23 protein-coding genes are annotated in these 25,074 nt (G+C 63.7%); 12 read left to right on the forward strand and 11 right to left on the reverse strand.

The features are described from left to right. Nucleotides 1–60: 60 nt before the first annotated feature. Nucleotides 61–1,446 (reverse strand): glutamine synthetase family protein, encoded by a 1,386-nt coding sequence (locus AC1DYW_RS03725; protein WP_457150432.1) that lies wholly within the window; start codon nucleotides 1,444–1,446, stop codon nucleotides 61–63. Nucleotides 1,447–1,492: 46 nt separating this feature from the next. Then, nucleotides 1,493–2,872, reverse strand: a complete 1,380-nt coding sequence (locus AC1DYW_RS03730; protein ID WP_457150431.1) for an aspartate aminotransferase family protein — start codon at nucleotides 2,870–2,872, stop codon at nucleotides 1,493–1,495. 158 nt (nucleotides 2,873–3,030) lie between these two features. Between AC1DYW_RS03730 and AC1DYW_RS03735 the strand changes: the two genes are divergently transcribed. Continuing rightward, complete coding sequence (locus tag AC1DYW_RS03735) at nucleotides 3,031–3,483, forward strand: hypothetical protein (protein ID WP_457150430.1); 453 nt, start codon at nucleotides 3,031–3,033, stop codon at nucleotides 3,481–3,483. 152 nt (nucleotides 3,484–3,635) lie between these two features. Here the strand turns inward: AC1DYW_RS03735 and AC1DYW_RS03740 are convergent, their stop codons facing one another. Both AC1DYW_RS03740 and AC1DYW_RS03745 read right to left on the reverse strand, forming a co-directional pair. After that, nucleotides 3,636–4,610, reverse strand: a complete 975-nt coding sequence (locus AC1DYW_RS03740; RefSeq protein ID WP_457150429.1) for a WD40 repeat domain-containing protein — start codon at nucleotides 4,608–4,610, stop codon at nucleotides 3,636–3,638. 249 nt (nucleotides 4,611–4,859) lie between these two features. Next, the gene (locus AC1DYW_RS03745) at nucleotides 4,860–5,915 is read right to left on the reverse strand and encodes a CobW family GTP-binding protein (RefSeq protein WP_477225149.1); all 1,056 of its coding nucleotides are present in this window, start codon (nucleotides 5,913–5,915) and stop codon (nucleotides 4,860–4,862) included. 194 nt (nucleotides 5,916–6,109) lie between these two features. Between AC1DYW_RS03745 and AC1DYW_RS03750 the strand changes: the two genes are divergently transcribed. Together AC1DYW_RS03750 and AC1DYW_RS03755 are read left to right on the forward strand one after the other, a co-directional pair. After that, the gene (locus AC1DYW_RS03750; protein ID WP_457150943.1) at nucleotides 6,110–6,841 is read left to right on the forward strand and encodes an intradiol ring-cleavage dioxygenase; all 732 of its coding nucleotides are present in this window, start codon (nucleotides 6,110–6,112) and stop codon (nucleotides 6,839–6,841) included. A gap of 217 nt (nucleotides 6,842–7,058) precedes the next feature. Next, complete coding sequence (locus AC1DYW_RS03755) at nucleotides 7,059–7,529, forward strand: MarR family winged helix-turn-helix transcriptional regulator (protein WP_095084311.1); 471 nt, start codon at nucleotides 7,059–7,061, stop codon at nucleotides 7,527–7,529. Nucleotides 7,530–7,551: 22 nt separating this feature from the next. Here the strand turns inward: AC1DYW_RS03755 and AC1DYW_RS03760 are convergent, their stop codons facing one another. After that, nucleotides 7,552–8,424, reverse strand: coding sequence for an AraC family transcriptional regulator (locus AC1DYW_RS03760; RefSeq protein ID WP_457150944.1), 873 nt, complete (start codon nucleotides 8,422–8,424; stop codon nucleotides 7,552–7,554). A 49-nt stretch (nucleotides 8,425–8,473) separates the two neighbouring features. Between AC1DYW_RS03760 and AC1DYW_RS03765 the strand changes: the two genes are divergently transcribed. From AC1DYW_RS03765 to AC1DYW_RS03785, 5 genes are all read left to right on the forward strand, one after another. Further along, complete coding sequence (locus AC1DYW_RS03765) at nucleotides 8,474–8,881, forward strand: DUF2000 family protein (RefSeq protein ID WP_457150945.1); 408 nt, start codon at nucleotides 8,474–8,476, stop codon at nucleotides 8,879–8,881. A gap of 241 nt (nucleotides 8,882–9,122) precedes the next feature. Continuing rightward, complete coding sequence (locus AC1DYW_RS03770) at nucleotides 9,123–10,007, forward strand: DMT family transporter (RefSeq protein WP_457150946.1); 885 nt, start codon at nucleotides 9,123–9,125, stop codon at nucleotides 10,005–10,007. Between the two features lie 113 nt (nucleotides 10,008–10,120). Then, nucleotides 10,121–11,143, forward strand: coding sequence for a LacI family DNA-binding transcriptional regulator (locus AC1DYW_RS03775; RefSeq protein ID WP_184873355.1), 1,023 nt, complete (start codon nucleotides 10,121–10,123; stop codon nucleotides 11,141–11,143). After that, nucleotides 11,140–12,138: a 2-hydroxyacid dehydrogenase gene (locus tag AC1DYW_RS03780; protein WP_477225150.1), complete on the forward strand. Its 999-nt coding sequence runs from the start codon at nucleotides 11,140–11,142 to the stop codon at nucleotides 12,136–12,138. Before AC1DYW_RS03775 ends, AC1DYW_RS03780 begins: the two co-directional genes overlap by 4 nt. Nucleotides 12,139–12,239: 101 nt before the next feature. Continuing rightward, entirely contained in the window at nucleotides 12,240–12,641 is a 402-nt protein-coding gene (locus AC1DYW_RS03785) for a hypothetical protein (RefSeq protein ID WP_477225151.1), read from the forward strand. On the opposite strand, the gene AC1DYW_RS03790 is transcribed toward AC1DYW_RS03785, so the two are convergent. Continuing rightward, on the reverse strand, nucleotides 12,642–13,415 hold the full coding sequence (locus AC1DYW_RS03790; protein WP_095084310.1) for a gamma-glutamyl-gamma-aminobutyrate hydrolase family protein: 774 nt from the start codon (nucleotides 13,413–13,415) through the stop codon (nucleotides 12,642–12,644). Between the two features lie 262 nt (nucleotides 13,416–13,677). Here AC1DYW_RS03790 and AC1DYW_RS03795 point away from each other — a divergent pair, with 262 nt between their 5' ends. Further along, a complete protein-coding gene (locus AC1DYW_RS03795; protein ID WP_457150949.1) occupies nucleotides 13,678–14,787 on the forward strand; it encodes a TRAP transporter substrate-binding protein in 1,110 nt (369 codons plus the stop codon). Nucleotides 14,788–14,851: 64 nt separating this feature from the next. Here the strand turns inward: AC1DYW_RS03795 and AC1DYW_RS03800 are convergent, their stop codons facing one another. The 5 genes from AC1DYW_RS03800 to AC1DYW_RS03820 form a co-directional block, all read right to left on the reverse strand. Further along, nucleotides 14,852–15,226, reverse strand: a complete 375-nt coding sequence (locus AC1DYW_RS03800) for a VOC family protein (protein ID WP_477225152.1) — start codon at nucleotides 15,224–15,226, stop codon at nucleotides 14,852–14,854. 279 nt (nucleotides 15,227–15,505) lie between these two features. Continuing rightward, a complete protein-coding gene (locus tag AC1DYW_RS03805) occupies nucleotides 15,506–16,534 on the reverse strand; it encodes a zinc-dependent alcohol dehydrogenase family protein (protein ID WP_477225571.1) in 1,029 nt (342 codons plus the stop codon). Nucleotides 16,535–16,553: 19 nt separating this feature from the next. Beyond that, on the reverse strand, nucleotides 16,554–18,329 hold the full coding sequence (locus AC1DYW_RS03810) for a TRAP transporter large permease (protein ID WP_477225153.1): 1,776 nt from the start codon (nucleotides 18,327–18,329) through the stop codon (nucleotides 16,554–16,556). Beyond that, nucleotides 18,326–18,910 carry a TRAP transporter small permease subunit gene (locus AC1DYW_RS03815; RefSeq protein ID WP_477225154.1) on the reverse strand — a complete coding sequence of 195 codons (585 nt, stop codon included), beginning with the start codon at nucleotides 18,908–18,910 and terminating at the stop codon, nucleotides 18,326–18,328. The genes AC1DYW_RS03810 and AC1DYW_RS03815 overlap by 4 nt, the downstream gene beginning before the upstream one ends. Nucleotides 18,911–19,096: 186 nt before the next feature. Further along, entirely contained in the window at nucleotides 19,097–20,002 is a 906-nt protein-coding gene (locus AC1DYW_RS03820; RefSeq protein WP_477225155.1) for a branched-chain amino acid ABC transporter permease, read from the reverse strand. Nucleotides 20,003–20,144: 142 nt separating this feature from the next. Between AC1DYW_RS03820 and AC1DYW_RS03825 the strand changes: the two genes are divergently transcribed. From AC1DYW_RS03825 to AC1DYW_RS03835, 3 genes are all read left to right on the forward strand, one after another. Further along, nucleotides 20,145–20,756, forward strand: coding sequence for a CGNR zinc finger domain-containing protein (locus tag AC1DYW_RS03825; RefSeq protein ID WP_477225156.1), 612 nt, complete (start codon nucleotides 20,145–20,147; stop codon nucleotides 20,754–20,756). Next, nucleotides 20,749–21,285, forward strand: a complete 537-nt coding sequence (locus AC1DYW_RS03830) for a hypothetical protein (RefSeq protein WP_477225157.1) — start codon at nucleotides 20,749–20,751, stop codon at nucleotides 21,283–21,285. Before AC1DYW_RS03825 ends, AC1DYW_RS03830 begins: the two co-directional genes overlap by 8 nt. 199 nt (nucleotides 21,286–21,484) lie before the next feature. Further along, nucleotides 21,485–24,964, forward strand: a complete 3,480-nt coding sequence (locus tag AC1DYW_RS03835) for an indolepyruvate ferredoxin oxidoreductase family protein (protein WP_477225158.1) — start codon at nucleotides 21,485–21,487, stop codon at nucleotides 24,962–24,964. Nucleotides 24,965–25,074 lie beyond the last annotated feature (110 nt).

Raw genomic sequence — 25,074 nt, forward strand, 5'->3', positions numbered from 1 at the left:
GCGCGCCACCTCATTTGATGGAGGCGGCGAAAAAGTGATCGCCGCCTGATCAAAAAGCTCTCAGACCTCGTGCAGGTAGAGGTGATAATCCAGTTCGCTCACCGTGCGCGCCACGCGCAGGTACTCGGACTGCTTGATCGCCACGAAGGTGCGGTGCAGGTCTTCGCCGAGCGCGCCCTTCAGGAAGCTGGATGCTCGCGCGGCCTCGATGGCGGCGCGCCAGTCGACCGGCATGGTCGTGCGCGTCACCGCTGCCTCATAGCCGTTGCCGGTGGTTTCCGGGCCGGGATCGAGACCTTCGTCGAGACCTTTGATGATGCCGGCGAGCACTGTAGCGGCGATCAGATAGGGGTTGGCGTCGACGCCCGAGGGCCGGTGCTCGATGCGCCGGTTCTTCGCGTCGCCGGCCGGCACGCGCAGCGCCACCGAGCGGTTGTTGACGCCCCAGGTCGGCGCCACCGGCGCATAGGATTGCGAGACGAAGCGCCGCCAGGAATTGGCATGCGGCGCAAACACCAGCATCGATTCGGCCATCGTCTGGATCAGGCCGCCAAGGCCGCGCAGCAGCGGCAGCGACCAGCTCTCGCCGCCGGCTTCGGCAAAGACGTTTCGGCCCGCTCTGTCCTGCAGCGAGACGTGGAAATGCATGCCTGAGCCGGCATATTTTTCGATTGGCTTGGCCATGAAACAGGCGGTGACGCCGTGTCGGCGCGCCTGTGCCCGCACCAGCCGCTTCAGCATGACCAAGTCGTCTGCCGCCCGCATCACGTCCTTGCGGTAATTCAGCGTCAATTCGTACTGGCCAGGCGCATATTCGGAAATCACCGTCTCGGCCGGAATGCCTTGTGCCTTGGCAGCCGCATAGATGTCGGAGAACAGCGGCTCCATGCCGTGCAGGTGATCGACGGAATAGACTTCTGTCTTGCCCGAGACGCGGCCGTCGAGCACGGCGCGCGCCGGCTGCACCTTGCCGTCGGCATCGCGCTCGTTGGCCAGGAGAAAAAATTCCAGCTCGAAGGCGCCGGCGGGATGAAGACCCTTGGCGGCCAGGATCGCCACTTGCCGTGCCAGCGCCAGGCGCGGATCCGACGACATCGGCTGGCCGTCGAGGTGATACATCTCCATCAGCAACTGGCCGCGTGGCGGGTTCGTGCCGTAGAGCGGCACCAGCGTGCCGGGGATAGGCCAGGCCCTGAGGTCGCCGTCACCGGTTGTCCAGATCAGCCCGGTTTCGTGCACATCCTCGCCGGTGATATCGAGGCCGAGGATCGAGATCGGCATGTGCCGGCCGCCCTCGAAGATGCTTTTCAGCTCATGCCGGCGCACGATCTTGCCGCGGCCGACGCCATTGGCGTCGGTCAGCACGATATCGAAGGCCTCGATCTCGGGATGGGCCTCGAGGAAGGCTTGCGCCTCGGTGGGCGTCGAGCCCGAAGGTGAGGTCATGATCTGTCCGGCTTTGCTTGGCGCGCCCATGTGTTAGCCGCTTGTCTCATGCCGCAAGCTTCGCCGCAACCGCGCCGAAGGCGGAGATCAGCCGGTTGACCTGGGCGCCGGTGGTCGCCGGCGAGATCAGCATCATGTTGTGGAAGGGCGCAATCAGCACGCCGCGATTGACCAGCGCGACATGGATGGCGGCTTCCAGTTCCGGCGCATGCGCCGTCTCGGCCTCGCCGCCATTCCGCAGCGGGCCGGGCGCGCAGATGAACTCGACGCGGGCGCCGACGCGGGCAACATGCCAGGGCAAGCGATAACGGTCGATGACGCCGGTCAGCCCGGCGTCGAGCCGCCGCGCCAGATGGTCCATGCGGGCATAATTGTCTTCGGTCATCACCTCTTCGAGCGTGGCGCGCATCGCCGCAAACTGCAGCGGATTGGCCGAGAGCGTCGTGCCCATGCCGGAATAGCCCGGCTCCTTTTCCCTGTTGTAGGCCGCATAGCGCGAGGCGACACCGTCGCTCATGCCCCACACACTGGCGGGCACACCGCCGGCGATCGGCTTGCCCAGCACGAAGAAGTCCGGGTCCAGCCCGTATTTCCTGGTGTAACCGCCCAGGCCTGTCGAGATGGTGTGCGTCTCGTCGATCAGCAGCAGCGTACCGGCTTCACGCGTCAGCCTGCGCAACGCGTCATGGAAGCCCGGATCGGCCAGCACCATGCAGGAGTTGGTCAGCACCGGCTCGGCAATGACGCAGGCGACATCCTTGTCCCCAAGCGCGGCCCCCAGTGCGGCGACATCGTTGAATTCGATCACCTTCGCCGTGCGGGTCAGGTCGCGGAATTCGCCCGCCAGTCCCGGCCGGTTGACCGGAACACCATCCACCAGCCGCACCATCGTCTCATCGACCGAGCCGTGATAGCAGCCGTTGAAGACCAGGATCTTTTCGCGTCCGGTGACGGCGCGGGCGACCCGTAGCGCAAAGCGGTTGGCATCGGTCGCCGTCGTCGCGATCTGCCAGAACGGCAGGCCGAAATGCTGCTGCAGCAGCGGGCCGATGGCGAGTGCGTCTTCGGAGGGCAGCATATAGGTCAGGCCACGTCCGGCCTGGCGGCGGATGGCGCGCGCCACCGGCGGCGGCGAATGACCGAACATCGAGCCTGTGTCGCCAAGGCAGAAATCGTCGAGCCTGATACCGTCGATATCGGTGATGGTGGCGCCCCTGGCTCTGTCGACCAGGATCGGAAACGGCGTCGGCCAGTCGTTCATCCAGTGCATCGGCACGCCGCCGAAGAAGCCAGGCAGGCCATTGCCGACCTTCGCCTGTGATTTCGGCCGCGCCTTGCGGAAGGCTGCCGCCTCGGTCTCGCGCAGGTCGGCAATGCGATCACGATCGATGCCGCCGATGGACGTCCTTGAACTGCCGCTATGCATGAAAACCCCCCTGGTCGTCCCTCTTAGCCAATCCATGTCCGCGACCGCAATCGGCCGCGCGTCTGTCCTGCATTGGCTCAGCCGCTGGTGGCAACGCTTGACGCTGATCCGGAAGTCAGCGCCAATGTGGACGGCATTGGGCCTACGCGGGGGGAAAAATGCGAACGATCATCTGCGCGGCAGCGCTGTTCCTGTCGGCCAATATGGCCCGCGCCTCCGGTGGCATCTGGTGCAATGTCGACGATGCGGCGGTGGCATTCGAGGTCGGCGCCGGTGTCACCAGAGGCATGGGCGGCCCGACTTTCAACTTTCGCGGCGACCTCGAAATCAAGGCAAGGCCCGCTGACGACCATCTGCGCAAGACCGTGTTCGAGGATGCCAACCTCACCCAATACTGGCTCGACGACAAGGATCTGCGGCTGAACATCTATCATGAGCACGAGGTGGCCCAGACCTTCAGCTCCGTCGAACTGACGATCCTGACCAAGGCCAGCGATGAAGGTGTCTATGACGGGCAGTACACGCTTGCCGTCTATGACAGCACCGCCGACAAGGACGGCGATGGCAAGACCACCGATCTGACCGGCAAGGTATCCTGCGGCGCCGAGTGATCCCAGACCAGGGTGTGTTGAGATTCAGGTCAGGCCGAGCCGAAAATGATGGCTTTCGAGAACCGGAGCGGAGCGGACGTTCGGGTCCGTGAGCACCGGAAGCGCAGAGAGCTGTCGTTTGCAGGCCGGCCTCACCTGAATTTCAGCACACCTTACGCCGTGATGTCGATGACGCCGCAATCGCCGGCCGCACTGCCGAAGGCGACGCGGCGCTCTTCCTTGTCCCACATCATCGAGGTGATGGCGCCCTTGCCCTGTCGCCGCAACAGCACTTCCTTGGCATCGGAAAAGCGTACCGCCATCACCATGCCGTCATCATAGCCGACGGCGACGACATCCTGGCTCGGGTGGCAGGCGACTGCCGTCACCATGGCGTTGCCGCGCGTGCCGAGTTCCAGGGGCGCCTTGCCCATCGGGCCGTCCTTGCCTGAAAACGGCCAGACGATCGCCGCCGGTGCACCGGAACTCGCCAGCCACTTGCCTTTCGCGCTCCATGACAGGCTTTTGACCTTGCCGGGATAGCCGCTCATACGCATGTGTTTGCCGTCGGCAAGCTTCCAGCCGTGCAGGGCGTTCTCCTGCATCGTGGTGACTAGGAACGCACCGTCGGGCGAGAAGGTGATGCCGGTATGGGCGCCGGCCCATTCGAGCTCCGCCGGCTTACCTTCGGTGGCCGGGAAATGCAGCGTCGCGCCATTGTAGCGGGCAACACCGAAGCGCATGCCCTTGGGCGAGAACGCCAACCCCTCGACCGAACGCGGATGGGCAAATTCCCTGGTCTTGCCGTCGGCGAAGCGCACGAAGGCGGTCTTGCCCGTCGCATAGGCAACCGCGCCCTGCGGTCCGGCTGCGACGCTGGTGATCCATTTTTTCCCGGCGCTGGCCAGTTCCTGGACGTCGCCGCCCGCGGTGACAGAGGAAATCTTGCCATCCTCGCCGCCTGTGATCAGCCGGTCATTGGCCGCATCGTGGAAGGCGGCGAGCAGCCCGTCATTGGCCTCAATGGTCTTGTGACCATGGTCGAGCCGATGGACGGCACCATCGGCCAGCGCGAAATGCGGCACGTCGCCGAGGAAGACGGCGGCGACGCAATGGCCTTCGAGATCAAGCGGGGCGACGGTGGGCATCTACAACTATTCCATTCGAGATTTCTGTTTGGGCCTCTTCCGTCTCAATCACGGGCGACCGCGCTCGTTTCCTTCTCCCCCTGTGGGAGAAGGTGGATTGGCGCGCAGCGCCAAGACGGTTGAGGGGTGCTGGACGGATTGCGGTTTGCCAAGCTGGAACACCCCTCATCCGACCGAGCTTCGCCCGGCTTCCTTCTCCCACAAGGGGAGAAGGAAGGCCAGCGCTAGCGCCAGAAACTGATTAGGAAATCAGGCAGCCTGGCAGGCGTCAAAGCTCTTCTTCAGCCGCTCGGCATCGAGTTCGCGGCCGATGAACACCAGCCGGCTCTCATGCTTCTCGCCGTCTTTCCAGGCGCGCTGGTGGTCACCCTCGATGATCATGTGCACGCCCTGGATGACATAGCGCTCGTCATCGCCCTTGAGCGCGATGATGCCCTTCAGGCGCAGGATGTTGGGGCCTTCCATCTGGGTGATCTTCTCGATCCACGGGAAGAACTTTTTCGGGTCCATCTCGCCGCCGCGCAGCGACACCGACTGCACCGTCACGTCATGGATGTCGGAAGGATGCGCGTGATGGTGGTGGTCATGCCCATTATGGTCATGATCATGATGGTCGTGGTCGTGGTCGTGGTCGTGGTCGTGATCGTCATGCGCCTCGAGGAAATGCGGATCGTTTTCCAGCGCCCTTGAAAGGTCGAAGGCGCCGCGGTCAAGCACTTCCGTCAAGGCGACGCCGGCGCGCGTCGTGCGATGGATCTTCGCCGCCGGATTGATGGCACGGATCGTCGCTTCGACCTTGGCGAGTTCTTCGGGGGTGACGAGGTCGGTCTTGTTGAGCACGACGACGTCGGCGAAGGCGATCTGGTCCTCGGCTTCCCTGGAATCCTTGAGCCGCAGCGGCAGATGCTTGGCATCGACCAGCGCCACCACCGCGTCGAGCCTGGTCTTGGAGCGCACATCGTCGTCCATGAAGAAGGTCTGCGCCACCGGCACCGGATCGGCGAGGCCGGTGGTCTCGACCACGATGGCGTCGAAACGGCCGGGCCGGCGCATCAGGCCTTCGACGACGCGGATCAGGTCGCCGCGCACCGTGCAGCAGACGCAGCCATTGTTCATCTCGTAGATTTCCTCGTCGGATTCGACGATCAGTTCGTTGTCGATGCCGATTTCGCCGAACTCGTTGACGATGACGGCGTAGCGCTTGCCGTGGTTTTCCGACAGGATGCGGTTGAGCAGCGTCGTCTTGCCGGCGCCGAGATAGCCGGTGAGAACGGTTACGGGGATCTGCGTCTGTGCGTCGCTCATGACTTGCCTCGAAAAATCTGGGCCTTGAAAGGCCTCGAAAAGGGATTGTCGGCTCCATATAGGACGTGTGCCGGGCTTTTGCACGAGGCAAACCGATGGGCCAAACCGGCTTGCCGGCATTGCCGAATTTTCATTGGCGGGAGCCGCCGTCACAGCCTAGATCAGGAGACGGGGGCCAATTCGAGAGGCACGATATGTCCGGAAAGCCATTCTCCATCTCATTGAGCCGGCGCAAGGCGCTCGGCTTGATCGCGGTGACTGCCGGAGGTGGTGCCTTCCTGCCGGCCGCGGCAATCGCCGCCCAGTCTTCGTCCTATGCCGGGCTGACCCTGTTCCAATCCGGCGCCGGCGTTTGTGCCATCACGCCCGAGGTGACCGAAGGGCCGTTCTATTTCGACCCGAAACTCGAACGTGCCGATGTCACTGAAGGCAAAAAGGGCGTTGCCCTCACTGTAAGGCTGCAGGTTGTCGACGCGACCTGCCGCCCGCTTGCCGGCGCCCGCGTCGACATCTGGCATTGCGATGCGCAAGGTGCCTATTCGGGCTACCCGGGACAAGGTGACGGCCGTGATGTCGACACGTCGGGCCAGACGTTCCTGCGTGGCTGGCAGAAGACCGATGCAAGCGGCATCGTTTCCTTCGCCACCATCTATCCCGGCTGGTATCACGGCCGCACCACCCATATCCATTTCAAGGTCTTCCCTGATGAGAATTCGGTGATGACCGGGCAGTTGTTCTTCCCCGACAGCGTCAGCGACCAGATCTTCACCACTGTCGCGCCATACAACGACAGGCCCGGCAAGCGTGACACCTCGAACGCCGGCGACGGCATCGCCAGGCAGGCCGGACCGCTGTCGCGGGCCGCACTGCACGAGGTGGAGGATGCCTATCAAGCACTGATGATCGTGGCAGTGAAGCCCGGCTGAGCGACATTCCCTCACGCATCTGGTCCGCGGCGAAAACTCCGCTCGCGAAAAGTCGTTTGTCATCTAACTGAAATAAACATCTGGCATTAGCCACGGCGGACACCGCAATGCTTGCCGGCAAAGCTGTTTGGAGCGCCGGAATCTTTTTGATAGTCGATTGCCAACCGGCCGGCTGAGTCTATGCTGACCGCACCGGTACGGCCGAAGAGGGATGACCATGGCCAAGGCGGACAAGACTGCAACAATGAGCCGGCTGCATTCGGCAGCAAGGCTGGCAAGAACCGCGCTTGCGGCGCGGCTTCTGGCACACGGCTTCTATGCCGGCCAGGACCAGATCATGCTGGCGCTCGACCGTGAAGACGGCCAGACGCCGGGTAATCTCGCCGGACGCCTCGGCGTGCGCCCGCCAACCATCACCAAAACCATCAACCGCCTGCAGGCGCAGGGCTTTCTGGAAAAGCGCGCCTCCTCGGCCGATGCTCGCCAGGCCCATATTTTCCTCACCGACACGGGCCGCGACATCATCCACGCTATCGAGAAATCGGTGAAGAAGACCGAAAAGCAGGCGCTGAAGGGCCTCGACAAGAAGGACCAGAAGGCACTGTTCAAGCTGCTTGCCCGTATCGAGGCCAACCTCTCGAATGAGGAATTGGTGTTGATCGACGACGACGCCGAGACGGACGACTGATCGCCTGGTCCCGGCGCAACAATCAAGCCGCCTCCGTTGCAGTGCCTTGGATCAGCGACGACCAGCGTCCCGGCGTCATGCCATACGCCTTCTTGAATTGCCTGATGAAATGGCTTTGGTCGCTAAAGCCGGCCTCGATGGCGATCTGCGCCAAGGGCTCGCCGGCGGCAATCATCCGCCGCGCGCTCTGAAGCCGGCGCATCACCAGGAAGCGATGCGGGCTGGTGCAGAAGGCGGCCCGGAAATGCCGTGACAAGGCATAGCGGTCGAGCCCAGTGATCGCCTCCAGTTCGCCCGAGCAGACGGGGCGGCCGAAATTCTCCGTGAGATAGTCGCGGGCCAGCGCAGCCGCCCGCCACGCCGTCCTGGCAATCGGCTTCGCCGGCTGGCCGGCATGCCGGGTCAGGCTTTGCATCAACTGGGTGAGGAAGTCGGCAACGAACAGCTCGTCGAGTTCCTCCTCCAGCGGCCCCAGCGCCGAAAGCAGCGTCGTGCAGAAGCTATCGTCCGTCAGCACGCCGTCCCTGACAAAGGGCAAAGACGCGCCGCCAAGGCAGTCGAGCATCAACGACGGTTCCAGGTAGAGCATCCTGTAGCGCAATCCGTCCTCGGTGCCGGCACCACCGTCATGCAATTCGTCGGGATGCAGCACGATGATCTGGCCAGGCAGGCTGTGGCGCGTCGCGCCGAGGTAGCGAAACCGCTGTACGCCGTGCAGCGTCACCCCGATCGCATAGGTGTCGTGGCGATGCAGGTCGAAGGCGCTGCCATGGAACCGCGCCTCGATCCGCTCCATGCCGGCAGGGTCGGAGGCGGAGATGATGCGGTTCTCCGCCGCGTCAACGCACAAACGTCCAAGACCCTCGAAGGCCTGGCTGTTTAGATCGTGCGACATCTTCTCCTTCAGCCTCGTATCGGGGCACAGCTCGAATGGTCAATGTCTCATGTTCGATACGAAATTTGCAATCGTGCTCCGGCAGGATCTGCCGGTCTGGCAGAAACTCAACGTCACCGCCTTCCTGACCAGCGGCATCGTCGCCCAATTCCCGGACATCATCGGCGAACCCTACCGCGACCGCGCCGGCAATCTCTACAATCCGCTGTCGATCCAGCCGGTCATCGTGCTGTCCGCCGACCAGGCAACGCTGGCCGCAATCAACCGGCGCACGCTGGAGCGTGGCGTGACAACCTCGCTCTATGTCGAGGAGATGTTCGCGACCGGCCACGACGCGGCCAACCGTGCAGTCTTTGCCGAATTCGCACCTGAAGACGCAAAGGTGGTCGGTATCGCGCTTCGCGCCGAGAAGAAGGTGGTCGACAAGATCACCAAGGGCGCCCGGATGCACGACTAGGGTGCGCTGAATATGCCGGCCTGATCGGGGGTTTCGACGCACCTTCGCTCCAAAAGACTAAGCCTGCCGGGCGCTGATGTTGTGCCAGCCGGCTTTGGCGTGGTGGCAGCCGACAATTGGCTTGCCGGCAAGCGGCATTTCCCGCAAAGGTGGGCTCCAGCCCAGCTTCCCATCCGGCCTGCAAGTGAGTGCTCCCCAAAGACATCCAGAAAGCGCAACGCCCCCGGTGGCGATCCTCTGCATGCTTTCCACCTACATCTTCTTCACCTTCCTCGACACCAGCAGCAAATATCTCGTCCTGGCCGGCGTATCCGTACTGATCGTCGCCTGGGTGCGATTTGCCGTGCATGTGGTGCTGGTCGGCACGCTTTTGCGCGGCTGGCGCCAACCGGTACGGTTTCGCCCGGTCAACCTGCCGGCCCATGTCCTGCGCGGTCTGTTCCTGTTCGGCTCGACCATGTTCAACATCCTGGCGCTACGCTCCCTGCAACTGGCCGAAACCACCTCGATCTATTTCTTCGGGCCGATGGTGATCACCGCACTTGCCGGCCCGCTGCTTGGCGAATGGGCCGGCTGGCGGCGCTGGCTGGCGATCCTGACCGCTTTCGCCGGGGTTCTGATCATCACCCGGCCAGGCGTCGGCGTTTTCGGCATCGGACATCTCTTCGCGCTCGGCTCGATGCTGTCGAACTGCTTTTACGTCATCATGACGCGCCGCATGTCGGCGAGGGAGACGTCGGAAAGCCTGATCCTGTTTTCGGCACTGGCGCCGGCGGTGCTACTTTTGCCCCTGCTGCCGTTTTCGTTTTCCCTGCCGCATGATGGCTGGCACTGGTTCGTCCTGCTCATGCTTGGCGTGTTCGGCGGCGTCGGCCACTGGCTGCTGGTCCAGGCCTACCGGCTTGCGACGACCACCGCATTGGCGCCCTATCCCTATTCGCAGATGGTGTGGATGATCATTTCCGGCTGGATCGTCTTCAAGCAGTTCCCTGACCGTTGGACATTGGTCGGCGCCGCGATCATCGTCGCCAGCGGCCTCTACATCGTTCATCGCGAGCATCGGCTTCGGCTGCAGAGCCGAGCGGCCTCCGATGTCGAAGCGGAGGCGTTGGCAAAAAAACTTTGATTTACTGCCGATCGATGGCATAACGCCGCCTTTAAACTGTTTAATGCATGTGGGAACCGGTTTCGGGACAACGACATGCATAGGGACTGAAGCCGGTCGGGGAGCACAGGTCGCTGGCACAGAAAATCAAGCTTTCGACGATCGCGGATGCGCTCGGCGTCTCCACGGCCACGGTGTCACTGGCGCTGCGCGACAGTCCACTGGTCGCCGGCACCACCCGCGACCGCATCAAGGAACATGCCCGCGCCATCGGCTATATCTATAACCGGCGCGCCGCCAGCCTGCGCACCTCGCGTTCGGGCATTGTCGGGGTCGTCGTCCACGACATCATGAATCCGTTCTTCGCCGAGATCCTGCGCTCGATCGAAAGCGAACTCGACCGCAGCCGCCAGACCTTCATCCTGTCCAACCATTATGACCAGCTCGAGAAGCAGCGCACCTTCATCGATACGCTGCTGCAGCTGGGCGCCGACGGCGTCATCATGTCGCCGGCCATCGGCACGCCGGCTTCCGACATCCTGATGGCCGAGGAGAACGGCCTGCCGGCGGTGCTGATCGCACGCACGGTCGAGGGTGCCGATGTGCCGGTCTTTCGCGGCGACGATGCCTATGGCACCGGGCTCGCCACCAACCATCTGATCTCGCTCGGCCACAAGCGCATCGCCATGATCGGCGGCACCGACCAGACCTCGACCGGCCGCGATCGCTACCAGGGCTATGTCAACGCCATGGAGGCGGCCGGGCTTGAGGTCAGGCCGTCCTGGCGCATCGCCGGCCCACGCACCAAGCAAGCCGGCTTCGAGGCCGCCGGGCAGTTCCTAGCGCTGAAGGACAAGCCGACGGCCGCCTGCTGCTGGAACGACCTTGTCGCCATCGGCCTGATGAACGGCATCGCGCGTGCCGGCCTGGTGCCGGGCGTCGACATCTCGGTCACCGGCTATGACGATCTCGAAGAGGCGGCAATTGCGACGCCTGCGCTGACCACCGTCTGGAACGGCCAGCGCGAGGTTGGACGCCGCGCCGCCAGTGCGCTGCTGGACAAGTTGAACGGGCAGACGGTGCGGCCGTCGCAGGAACTGATCAAGCCGGAACTGCATGTGCGCCAGTCGACCGGCAAGCCGGTGGAGCGTGCATGACCAAGGCCGAGCAATTGCAGACCGTCGCCATTCTGGTGCCGGGCGATTTCAACGATCATGCCATCAAGCGCATCGACAGCACCTTCAAGCGAGTCAAGATCGAACGAGCCGATCCGGCGCTGGTCACCGACGAGATGCGCAGCAACGTGCGTGGCATTGCCTCGTTCGCCGGCATCAATGCGGCGATGATGGATGCATTGCCCAATCTCGAACTCATCGCCTCCTTCGGCGTCGGCTATGATTCGGTTGATGTCGGCCATGCGGCCGCCAAAAACATCATGGTCACCAACACGCCCGACGTGTTGACCGAAGAGGTTGCCGACACCACCATCGGGCTGCTGATCAACACCATCCGCGACCTGCCGCGCGCCGAGACCTGGCTGCGTGACGGCAGCTGGCTGCGCAAGGGCAACTATCCGCTGAGCCGGCTGACCTTGCGTGGCCGCAAGGTCGGTATTTTCGGCATGGGCCGAATCGGCCAAGCGGTTGCCCGGCGGCTGGAAGCTTTTGGCCTGTCGGTCGCCTATCACAATCGGCGCCGGGTCGAAGGCTTGAGCTACCAGTACCACCCGACATTGAAGGGCCTCGCCGAAGCGGTCGACACGCTGATTTCGGTGGCGCCCGGCGGCGCCTCGACGGAGAAGGCGGTCAATGCCGAAATCCTGTCGGCGCTCGGCGCCAACGGCGTCTTCGTCAACATCGGCCGCGGCAGCACGGTCGACGAGACAGCGCTGGCGGCAGCGCTCGCCAATGGCACCATCGCCGCCGCAGGGCTCGATGTCTTTGCCGACGAGCCGAACGTGCCCAAGGCGCTGCTCCACGCACCGAACACCTCGCTGTTGCCGCATGTCGGCTCGGCCTCGGACCATACACGGCGCGCAATGGCGGATCTGTGCGTCGACAATCTGGTCTCCTGGTTCACCGAACGGCGGCCGCTGACGCCGGTGCCGGAGACTGTGAATGTGAAGGCCAAAGCTATTCCAGGAAAAGCGTGAAGCGCCTTTCCGTCCGGACAGGCGGCAGGTTGCCACACTTATTAACGTCCGCTTAACCATCTGAAATCATTCTTTATCCTGTCCGTGTTCGAGGATGAAGAATGATAAAAACGCTTTCCCTCGTGACAGCTGCCGCCGCGCTGTTTGGGAGCTTTCATCTGCTTCACGACGGCGGCGGTGAAAGTGCCGCCGATGCGGTCGCACCATCCAACAGCTACAGGCTGGTGGCCAATGGCGACCAAGGCAACTGCGCGGTCACGCGCGGTGCGTCGGTTTCGGATGACCTGTCGCTGTTGACGATGGGGCCGAACTGCCGCCGGCTCTTGCCCGGCATCGAGCGGGCAAAGTTCTGGCGCCAGGAACAGGACGGCACGGTCGCCTTCAGCGCCAATGGCGTCGATCCGATCGTCACCTTCGCGGTTGCTGACGGTGACGGCTACGAATCCTATGCGCCGGCCGCACCATTGCTGTCGCTGGCGGCGACAGGTGATTTTAGGGACTGATTATTCCGCTGCGGCGCGCGCACCGGCTTTCGCCACGGCGTGCAGCCGCACGGCATCGCCGAAGGCACGGAAAATCTTGACCGAGTTGCTGTCCGAGTTGACCCAATATTCCGGATGCCATTGCACGCCGACGGCGAAGGCGCGGGAGTCGCGCACCGAAACCGCCTCGACCGTGCCGTCGCCGGCGACCGCCTCGATCTGCAGTTTCGAGCCCAGCCGGTCGATCGCCTGGCGGTGCAACGAATTGACCTTGATGTCTCCGGCGCCGAACACGCCGGCCAGGCAGCTGCCCGGCTTGATCGAAATGGTCTGGTGGATGGCGAAGCGCTCATCCTGATTGTCGCTCACCGGCGCGCGGTGGTCGAACGAACCCTCGCGCTCCTGGATCTCGGTGCCCAGCGTGCCACCGAGCGCCACGTTCATTTCCTGGATACCGCGGCAGATGGCGAGCAGCGGTACGCCGCGCTCTATCGCCCTGCGAATCAGCGGGAGCGTGGTGGCGTCGCGCGCCGGGTCGTAGGGGCCATTGGCCTCGCTAGCGTCGCCGCCATAGAGCGAGGGGTGCACATTGGATTTCGACCCGGTGACCATGACCCCGTCGACCGACGAGAGAAGTTCGTCGAAGTCGAGCCTGTCGCCGAACGATGGCACCAGCACCGGAAACACGCCGGCACCGGCAATCGCCGCCTCCAGATATTGCTGCGGGGCGGCATGCCAGGTGTAGTTGTCGAACTGACGTACGTCGGTCGATATGGCGACGAGCGGCTGATGCATTTTGGCTCTGTTTTCCATCTGCAAAGGATGTCCTGCCTCCAAAATAGGCGATCCGCCGCCATTTTTCCATGACAAGTTTCACGTGTCGCATGGGCCACGAAACAGCCTGTTAGACTATAGTTGCAAGGCGGCTGGGCCGCGCCGTCAAATCGGGCCGCCGCGCTGGACTCGACCTCTTGCCTGTGTATTGTTTCGCGCCAACCGACACGGAAGCGAGGATTTTCCGAACGTCGGTCTGTCTGGTCCAAAAGGGAGGAACTTCATGGATCGTCGTTCATTCATTCGCAAGGCTGGTGTTACTGGCGTCGGTGCTGCGGCGGCGGCGGCCACGCTCGCGGCGCCGGCAATAGCCCAGTCCAATCCCAAGGTGACGTGGCGGCTTGCGTCGTCCTTCCCGAAGTCGCTCGACACCATCTATGGCGGCGCCGAGGTGTTCTCCAAAATGCTGTCGGAAGCCACCGATGGCAACTTCCAGGTCCAGGTCTTTGCCGCCGGCGAACTCGTGCCTGGCCTGCAGGCCGCCGACGCCACCACGGCCGGCACGGTCGAGGCCTGCCACACGGTGGCATATTATTACTGGGGCAAGGACCCGACATGGGCGCTCGGTGCGGCGGTTCCCTTTTCGCTCAACGCGCGCGGCATGAACGCCTGGCACTACCATGGCGGCGGCATCGACCTGTTCAACGAGTTTCTCGCCACGCAGGGCCTTTTCGGCCTGCCGGGCGGCAACACCGGCGTGCAGATGGGTGGCTGGTTCCGCAAGGAGATCAACACGGTCGCCGACCTGTCCGGCCTCAAGATGCGCATCGGCGGCTTTGCCGGCAAGGTGGTGCAGAAGCTCGGCGTCGTGCCGCAGCAGATCGCCGGCGGCGACATCTATCCGGCGCTGGAAAAAGGCACCATCGACGCCGCCGAATGGGTCGGCCCGTATGACGACGAGAAGCTCGGCTTCTACAAGGTGGCGCCCTACTACTACTACCCCGGCTGGTGGGAAGGCGGTCCGACCGTCCACCTGATGTTCAACAAGGCGAAATACGACGAGCTTTCGCCGGCTTACAAGTCACTGCTGCGCACCGCCGCCCAGGCTACCGATGCCAACATGCTGCAGAAGTACGATTATCTGAACCCGGCAGCGGTGAAGCGGCTTGTGGCCGGTGGTGCGAAGCTGCGCCCATTCAGCCAGGAGATCATGTCCGCCTGCTTCGAAAAGGCCAACGAGGTCTATGCCGAAATGGAGGCCTCCAACGCGCCGTTCAAGAAGATCTGGGAATCGATCAAGGGCTTCCGCAAGGAGCACTATCTCTGGGCGCAGGTGGCCGAATACAATTACGACACCTTCATGATGGTCCAGCAGCGCAACGGCAAGCTTTAGCCCTGTAAACCACTCCAATGTATTCATTCCAGGACCCCGGGCCTGTTCGCCCGGGGTCCTTCTTTCAGGCTGGCGAGGAACTCACCTCGATCAGTATTCCGCCTGGCGCAAGGCAGTAGAAGGTGGTCGAATTGACGCCGCCTCGCGTCAGCTCCTGGACTTCGCCAGGCGCGAGGCCCGCATCGGCAAGCTCGGCCTGCTTTGCGTGCACAATGTCCGGTTTGCCGACGATGAAGCCGACGTGAAAACCATCGGGATATCTGGCCGTCTCTCCCTTGCCCGGCATCATCAGGTTGAGGATGAAGCCATCCGTTCCGCGTAGAACCGCGAAGGCATCCTTGCCGCGCATGGCGACAAGCTCGAAGCCGAAATGGCTGGTGAAGAAGCCGGCAAGAGCCGCGACTTCGGTGGCAATGAGATTGGCATGGTTCAGTTTCATGGTCCTTTGTCCTGTCGTTGGTTGAAGCGTTGACAGGCGTGGCTGCAGACCGTGAACCGGCGGGGCCGTGGCATCAGGAAATCCGGACATGACCCAACCGGCTCGCGGGTTTTGGCCTCGCTTGCCGGCCGTGGGTTCTCCCGCAAATCATGCGGTGAACAGGCCTCCGTTCAACAACGGAAGAGACCGGACTACCGAACCGGTCATGTCTTTTTCGGCGCGTACCCAATAACCGATCGATGGGTTGCCGGCAAGCGCGCACGGCCAAGGCGCAGCCGCTCAGCCCGCGTGCGGCACCACCAGCACCTTGACCTCGCCGGGCGCCGGCGGATTGGCGATCACCGCTGCCGCGTTTTCGAGCGCCACCTGCCTGGAGATCAGCCGGTCGATCTCGATTGCGCCCGATGCAATGAGTTCGGCGGCGCGGCGATGCGTGTAGGGATTGAGGAAGGAGCCGAGCACTTTCAATTCCCGGAACAGCAGGTCGAAAGGCTCGAATTCCGCCTTCATGCCTTGCGGCGTCACGCCGACGATGACGACCTTGCCGCCGGCGCGGGCCAGCCGCATCGACTGCTCGACGGTCTCCCGCACGCCCGCGCATTCGAAGACGACGTCGACACCGCCTGGCGCCAGGCCCGTTGCCCCGGCGACGGCACTGATGACATCGGCGGCGGTCGGATCGACCGTCGCCGTGGCCCCGAGATCTTCGGCGAGCGCGCGCCGCGAGGCCTGCCTGGTCGACAGGATGATGGTCGTGGCCCCGGCCAGGCGCGCCAGCTGCACGGTGAGCAGGCCGATGACGCCGCCGCCAAGCACGGCCACCGATCTGCCTGGCCTGATCTCGGCCAGGTCCACGCCATGCAGGCAACAGCCGAGCGGTTCGCAGAAGGCACCATGCGTCGGCTTCAGGTCGGCAGGCAGGATGAAGGCCTGCTTCTGCGGCAAGGCAAGGTATTCGGCAAAGCCGCCATCGCGATGAATGCCGATGGCGCGCAGGTTGCTGCAGAGGTTGACCCGCCCTGCATGACAGTGCGCGCAACGCCCGCAGGCGATGTTGGGGTCGCCGGTGACGCGGTCGCCAACGGCAAAGTCGGATACGGATTTTCCGAGTGCCTCGACGATGCCGGAGAATTCATGCCCGGGCGTCACCGGCGGCGTGCACGGGAATTCGCCGTGGAACAGATGCCGGTCCGTGCCGCAGACGCCGCAGGCTTCAACGCGCACCAGAAGCTCATCCGGCCCGATGTCGGGCTTGTCGACCTCGCGCAGCGCGATGCTGCCCACCGCTTCCAGCCGCACCGCTTTCATGATCCTGGCCATGCCGGGTTCAGTTGAAGCTTGGCGGTTGCGACAGGTCCGGCTGCGGTGCCGCCGGTTTGGCCGGCGGCGTGTCGCCGAAATTCGGTGGTTGCGACAGATCAGGGGCGGCAGGAGCGGCCGGCGCCGAGCCGCCGTCGGCCGGCGGTGTGCCAAGCGGCGACAGGCCGGGGACTTCCGGCACCTTGTAGTCGATCGTGCCGGGATCGACCACCGTGCCCTTGTAATGCATCACCATCTGCGGGAAGGCGATGGTCAGCCCGATCATGATCACCTGGATGCAGACGAAGGGCACCGCGCCCCAATAGATCTGCCCGGTGGTCACCGGCGCGATCTGTTTGCCGGTGATGCGGTCGAGATAGGGCACGCGCGCGGCGACCGAGCGCAGGTAGAACAGCGCGAAGCCGAAGGGCGGGTGCATGAAGCTGGTCTGCATGTTGACGCCCAGAAGCACGCCGAACCAGATCAGGTCGATGCCGAGCTTGTCTGCGGCCGGCGCCAGCAGTGGCACGATGATGAAGGCGAGTTCGAAGAAGTCGAGGAAGAACGCCAGGAAGAAGACCAGCATGTTGACGCCGATCAGGAAGCCGACTTCGCCACCCGGCAGCGAGGTCAGCAGGTGCTCGACCCAGATGTGGCCGTTGACGCCGTAGAAGGTGAGCGAGAACACCCGCGCGCCGATCAGGATGAACAGGACGAAGGACGACAGCCGCGTCGTCGAGGTCAAGGCCTGCTTGACCACGTCCAGCGACAGCCGCCCCTTTGCCGCCGCCATGATCAAGGCTCCGACAGAACCCATGGCGCCGCCCTCCGTTGGGGTGGCGATGCCGAGGAAGATGGTGCCGAGCACCAGGAAGATCAGCGCCAGTGGCGGGATCAGAACGATGATCACCTGCTGTGCCAGCCTGGACATCATGTTGAAGTTCAGGCGTTTGTCGGCAATTGCCACGACGTAGATGAAGAGCACGCCGGCGGTGGCGCCGAGAATGTCGGCATTGTCGCCATGCGCCGGCGCGAGATAGCGATACGCTGCATAGGAAACCGCCAACGTGACCAGCAATGCCGCCAGCAGCGACAGAACGCCGTGGCCGAGCGTGCGGGCCTCCAGCGGCAGCGCCGGCACCGATGCCGGCCGGACGATCGACATGATCAGGATGTAAAGCGCGTAAAGGCCGGTCAGCACCAGGCCCGGGATCAGCGCGCCCGCATACATGTCGCCGACCGAGCGGCCGAGCTGGTCGGCCAGCACGATCAGCACCAGCGACGGCGGGATGATCTGGGCGAGCGTGCCGGATGCCGCGATGACACCGGATGCCAGCCGGCGGTCATAGCCGTAGCGCAGCATGATCGGCAGCGAGATCAGGCCCATGGCGATGACGGACGCCGCCACCACACCGGTGGTTGCCGCCAGCAGTGCACCGACGAAGATCACCGCATAGGCAAGTCCGCCGCGGATCGGTCCGAACAGCTGGCCGATCGTGTCGAGCAGGTCTTCGGCCATGCCCGATCGCTCGAGCACGATGCCCATGAAGGTGAAGAACGGAATGGCAAGCAGCGTGTCGTTCGACATCACCCGGCTGCCGTAGAAATTATCCGGCAGGGCGTGCAGAAGCGGCCAGGCGAGATTGATCGATCCACCGGAATAGGGCGAGAGAAGCACGCCGATGAAGAAGAACATCAAGCCGTTGGCGGCCAGCGAAAACGCGACGGGGTAGCCGATCAGCAGGAAGATGATCAGCGAGGCGAACATGATCGGCGCCATGTTCTGGGCGATCAACTCCATCATGAGCGCACCCCGTCGGCCAGCGCCTTGGCTTCGAGTTCGGCCTGCTCATGTGCCGATATGAACGGATTGGGGTCGTCCATATCGCCGCGCATGATGGCGATCTTCTTGATGATCTCGGAGATGCCCTGCAGAGCGAGCAGGAAAAAGCCGACCAGCAGGATGGCCTTGGCCGGCCAGATGATCAGTCCGCCGGAATTGTTGGACATCTCGCCGCTGCGAAACGACAGCGACACATAGGGAACGAAATAGATCACCATCAGCGTCACGAATGGCATCAGGAAGAGGATGTGGCCGAGCAGGTCGATCCAGTGCTGCACGCGGCGCGAAAACATGCCGTAGACGATGTCGATGCGGATATGTTCGTTCTGCTTCAGCGTATAGGCGGCAGCCAGCATGAAGGCGGCGCCGAACAGATACCACTGCAGCTCCAGCCAGGCATTCGAGGATATGTCGAAGATCTTGCGGATGATGGCGTTGGCGGCGCTGACCAGGATCGCCAGCAGAATTAGCCACGACACCCATTTGCCGATGAATTCGTTCGCGCGATCAATGGTCCTGGATAGAGCGAGAAGCCCTGCCATGCATTCCTCCCAGTGCCGGAGGCGTGCCGGCTTCCCCCTCAGGTCCGTCACGCCGCGTGGTCCAACGGTATGCCGCGCGTGGATTGACGGGTCAACAAGGTGGAGGCAGCAAACGTCATCGCATCGGAGGGCAGGTCCGGATATTGGCGCTCTGCCCCAGCGTCATGCAACCAAAGTCTGATGGTTTCAGGCGATTTTGCTGGTGTCGCGGCCGGCGCCGATCAGCACCAGCATGGCGACCAGGAACAGATACATCCAGGCGTCGCGCCATTCGACCGGGAAATACCCGGCCCACAGCGATTCGGCCATGCCGAAGGCGGCCGCACCGAGCGCTGCGCGCGGCGGCGAGAGATAGCCGCCGACCGCGGTCACGAACAGGATCTTCAAGCCGTAGACCAGGCCTGACCCGAAGCTGACGTTGCCGTAATAGAGGCCGGCCATGACGCCGGCCAGTGCAGCGCAGAAACCGCCGAACAGCACCGCATGCCGGAACACCGCGCGCACGTCGACACCGCACATGGCGGCCGCCTTGGGATCGTCGGAGACGGCGCGCCAGCGCCGGCCGAAGCTCGAACGGGCAAATGCCCACGCAGCCAGCACGATTGCAGCCAGCACCACCGCGCAGTCGATGAGCTGGATGAGCGTCAGCGTTGCCTTGAAGGTTGCGTCCTGCGCGAAAACGACGGGCTGTGCCAGCATCGGCGGCAGCCACAGATCATGCGTGTCGGCGGCGATACGGCTTGCTTCCGACAACAAAAGCAGGATGCCGAGCGTCGTCACCACGATCGCATTGGGCGAGCGGTCGGCCAACGGTTCGAAGACGCTGCGCGACAGCACGTAGCTGACCAGCGCGGAATACAGGAAAGCCGCGGCGACGCCGAGTCCCACCGCAGCCAGCAGCGTCAGCCACAGCACCTGATAGCCGAAAGCCGCGGTGAGGATCATCGTCTGGCCGCAAAACGCAAACAGTGCGCCATAGGCAAGATTGGTGCGGTGCAGGATGCCGTTGGTCAGCACGTAGCCGAAGGCGAGCAGCGCGTAGAGCGCCCCCGAATGCAGCCCGTTCAGCACCTGCTGGAAAAAATAGAGCATGCAAAACCCTCGGATCATGCCGTCCCGAAGCAACGGTTTTGACGACGACATGTTCAAAAAGGCTGCGGGAACCGCATCCTCACGAAGGTTTGCATCGCTGAATCTAACTTGTCAAATGCGATTTATCGGTTAGATTTCGAGCATGACGGTATCCTGGACCCCGCACCGCTTCACCGGCGGCCTGCTTGCGCTCGACACGGCGAACACCGTGGTGCTGCGCGGCGATCCGGAGAAAACGTTCGACCGCTTCGATGATCCGGCCGAGATCGCCCGCTTTGCCGACGCGGCGAGCGGCTTTCGCGCCGCCGAACTGGGCGACCGGCAACTGGCGGTATCGTCGCCCGTCGCAATCGCGCCCGTCGTGCTGTCGATCCGCGAGGCGACGGACCGACTGTTTCGTGGCGCGGTTTCGAAAGGCACGGTTGCCACCGCCGATCTGCCCGGGTTCTTGAGCGCCTGCGCGGAGGGGCTGGCTGGCAGCCAGACTGAAATCGGGGCGCCGGGGAGGCCGTTCGGCGACCCGGTGACACCGATCGCCTTCGAGGCGGCGCTGGCGGTTTCCGCCCTGTCGCTGCTGCGCGACGACACCGTCGCAAGGCTGAGGATCTGTCCCAACTGCACCTGGCTGTTCGTCGACAGAAGCCGCAATTCCAGCCGTCTTTGGTGCGACATGGCGGTATGCGGCAACCGTCAGAAGGCAAGTCGTCACTATCGTCGCCGCCGCATGGCGGCCAATGAGGTCAAGGATGCTTAGAAGTCTTTCCCGCTCGATCGTTGTCGGCGCTGCATTGATTGCCGCCGTTGCGCTCGGTGCCTGCCGCGATACCGGCAACGACGAAGGCAAGCTGTTCGAGATTTCCGGCAAGATATTCGTCTTCAACTACCGTCTCGCCAGGGCGACCTATGTCGTCACGCTGCGGCCGCTAAAGCCAATGGGAGACGGCCAGGTGGCGGTCGCCAGCTTCCAGGATCCCGCCGGCGGCGCGCCTTTGATGGTCGAGCAGAAGGTCTGGCCGAAGCTCGACAAGGTGACCCTTGAGAGCCCGGCCCTGACCTGCGTCGTCAAGAACAAGCCCTATGCGATCGCCATCAGCATCAAGGGCGCCGATGGCGCCATCCTGCAAAAGATCGACACCACGTTGATGTCGACGGAGGACCAGTCGGTGCTGCCCGACCGGCCGCTGGTCATCGATCAGCTCTACACGGCCAATCCCGATCTCGTCGGCCATCCCGACGGCAAGTTGCCGGGTGAACCGAAGCCGGATTGCTCCAAAGGCATCTGACGCGCAGAAATTTAGTGCGCTAGGCAGCGTCCGTGGAGTGGTTTCGCACCCAATTCGAGATCGCCTCGGACCGTTCGTTGCGGGTTGCCTGGTACCTTCGATTTTGTTTGACCTGCCTTGCAAGGGGAGAAAGGATGCGTCATCCGACTCCGAACGTTGGCTGCCTGCTTCCACGCGGCCTCCGCAGAGGAAATGCCTGATGACGCTGCACGATGTCGCGCTCGACGACAAGTTCGACCTCGCAAAGGAGCGCATCTTCCTGTCCGGTGCGCAGGCGGTCATCCGCATGCTTCTGATGCAGCGCGAGCGCGACCGTCGCGCCGGCCTCAACACGGCGGGCTTCGTTTCCGGCTATCGCGGCTCGCCGCTCGGCGGGCTCGACATGCAGTTGTGGAAGGCCAAGACGCATCTGGCCCAGGCCGACATCGTCTTCCAACCCGGCCTCAACGAGGAGCTTGCCGCCACCGCTTGCTGGGGATCGCAGCAGGCGGAACTGCTGGGCGAGGGCACCCATGATGGTGTCTTTTCGGTCTGGTACGGCAAGGGGCCGGGCGTGGATCGTTCGGGTGACGTGTTCCGCCACGCCAATCTCGCCGGCTCGTCCAAACATGGCGGTGTGCTCGCCCTGATGGGCGACGACCACATGGCCGAATCATCGACCAACGCGCACGCCACCGAATTCCTGTTCGTCGACACCATGGTGCCGATCCTCAATCCGGCCGGCGTCCAGGAGATCATCGATTACGGCCTCTACGGCTTTGCCATGTCGCGCTTTGCCGGCACTTGGGCGGCCATCAAATGCGTCAAGGACAACATCGAATCGACGGCTTCGGTCGATGCCTCGCTCGAACGGCTGAACATCGTCGTGCCCGATTTCGACATGCCGCCCGGCGGTCTCAATATCCGCCACGAGATCGACATGCTCGGCCAGGAGGAGCGGCTGCATGAATACAAGCGCGCCGCTGCCTCCGCCTTTATCCATGCCAACGGGCTGAACCGCATCGTCTATTTGGGCGGCCGCAACCCGAAGCTCGGCATCATCACACTGGGCAAGAGCTATCTCGATGTCCGCCAGGCGTTGGAGGACATCGGCATCGACGAGGCGGCCGCCAACCGCATTGGCGTGCGGCTGTTCAAGGTCGGCTGTCCCTGGCCGCTCGACCTGCAGCATATCGCCGACTTTGCCCGCGGCCTCGACACCATCGTCGTCGTCGAGGAGAAGCGCTCGCTGATCGAGGTGCAACTGCGTGAAAGCCTTTACGGCACCGCCTCGCAGCCGGTCATTGTCGGCAAGAAGGACGAGCGCGGCGACTGGCTGTTTCCAGCCAAGGGTGCGCTCGACCCCAACGAGATCGCCATCGCGCTTGGCGAGCGGATCGTGCGGACGATCGGACCGTCGGACGAGATTTCGGCGCGGGTGGCAAAGCTGCGCCAGTTCCAGGCGATGTTGGCGGATGCCACCGACATCGGCTCGCGCACCCCGTTCTTCTGTTCCGGCTGTCCGCACAATTCCTCGACCAAGGTGCCGGACGGCTCGATCGCCGCTGCCGGCATCGGTTGCCACTTCATGGCGCTGTGGATGGACCGCAACACCCTCGGCTTCACCGCGATGGGCGGCGAGGGCGCGCAATGGGTTGGCCAGGCGCCGTTCTCGAAGCGCGACCACATCTTCCAGAATCTCGGCGACGGCACCTACAACCATTCCGGCACGCTAGCGATCCGCTTCGCACTGTCGACCGACGCCAACATCACCTACAAGATCCTCTACAACGACGCCGTCGCCATGACCGGCGGCCAGCCGCACGAAGGCGGCCTGACCGTCGACATGATCGCCAGGCAAGTGCGCGCCGAAGGGATCAACCGCATCGCGATCGTCACCGACGAGCCGGACAAATATGCCGGCAAGGCCGAATTCCCAGTCGGCGCCACCATCCATCACCGCGACGACCTCGATCTCGTCCAGCGCGAGCTGCGCGGCGTCAAAGGCGTGTCGGTGCTGCTTTACGACCAGACCTGCGCGGCCGAAAAGCGCCGCCGCCGCAAGCGCGGCACCTTTCCCGATCCCGACAAGCGGGTCTTCATCAACGAACTGGTCTGCGAAGGCTGCGGCGATTGCGGCGTGCAGTCGAACTGCGTTTCGATCCAGCCGGTCGAGACCGAATTCGGCCGCAAGCGCAGGATCGACCAGTCGAGCTGCAACAAGGATTTCTCCTGCGTCAACGGCTTTTGCCCGTCCTTCGTCACCGTGCACGGCGCCAAGATCCGCAAGGCCGAGGGGACGGCCGGCAAGGCCGACCCGCTGGACGGCGTGCCGACGCCCGCCGAATTCCCGCTTGGCGAGCAGGGCTGGGCGGCGATCATCGATGGCGTCGGCGGCACCGGCGTCGTCACCGTCGGTGCGGTGCTCGGAATGGCGGCCCATCTCGAGGACAAGGGCTGCGGCATGATCGACATGGCCGGCCTCGCGCAGAAGGGCGGCTCGGTGTTCACCCATGTCCGCATCGCCCGCACCCCGGACGACATCCATGCCATCCGTGTCTCGGCCGGCAAGGCCGATCTCGTGCTTGGCTGCGATCTCGTCGTGTCGGGCGCCAAGAAAGTGCTGACGGCGGTGCGCGAGGGCCACACCATCTTTCTCGCCAACACCGCCGAGATCATGCCCGGCGAATTTGCCCGGTCGGCCGATTTCTCGTTGCCGATCGAGCGCCTGAAGAAGGCGATCCGCGCCGCCGCCGGCGACGGCAAGGCGCATTTCTTCGACGCCACGCGCACGGCCACCGCGCTGTTCGGCAATTCGCTCGGCGCCAACATGTTCATGCTCGGCTTTGCCTTCCAGCACGGCGGCTTGCCGCTTTCGGCCGAAGCTGTCGAGAAGGCGATTGAGCTCAATGGCGAAGCCGTGGCGATGAACATCGCCGCCTTCCGCTGGGGCCGCCGTGCCGCCCATCAGCCGGATTTCGTGCGCGGCCTCGTCGCCCAGCCGGGCAAGACCGGGCAGGCCGCGGCGATCGCCGAGACGCTGGATGACATCATTGCCCGCCGCGTTGCTTTCCTGACCGTCTACCAGAATGCCGCCTACGGCAGGCGTTATGCCGAAAGGATCGCCGTCCTGCGCACCGCCGAAGCCAAGGCCGTGCCCGGTTCGACCGCGGTGTCGGAGGCTGCCGCCAGGAACCTGTTCAAGCTGATGGCCATAAAGGACGAGTACGAGGTGGCGCGGCTCTACACCGATGGTTCCTTCGCCGCCGAATTGGGCAAGCAGTTCCAGAGCTACGAGAAACTCGAATTCCATCTCGCCCCGCCGATCATGGGCCGCCGCGGCAATGACGGCACACCGAGGAAATCGAGCTTCGGCCCCTGGATGATGAAGGGTTTTCGCCTACTGGCGGCGATGAAAGGTGTGCGCGGCACCGCCTTCGACCTGTTCGGCTACACCGCCGAGCGGCGCATGGAGCGGCAACTTCTTGTGCAGTACGAGGCGGATCTGGACCTCGTCGCCAGATCGCTGGCGCCGGCCGGGGTCGATGCGGCAATTGCCCTGGCCTCGGTGCCGGCTCTCATTCGCGGCTATGGCCACGTCCGCCAGGCCAGCGCCGAAAAGGCGGCCGGCGAACGCAAAAGGCTGCTCGAACGTCTGTCGAACACGTCGGCACGGCCGAAACTTCAAGCTGCCGAATGATCGATACGCCTTGTTTACCTGAAGCCCAGTTTCCCAGCCGATCCTGCATCTGCGCGCCCTCGGCAACCGAGCCGAAACCACTGTTCTAAGCCTTTCTTAAGGCGGACGTG

The sequence above is a fragment of the Mesorhizobium sp. P2_D5 genome, from assembly GCF_056404355.1.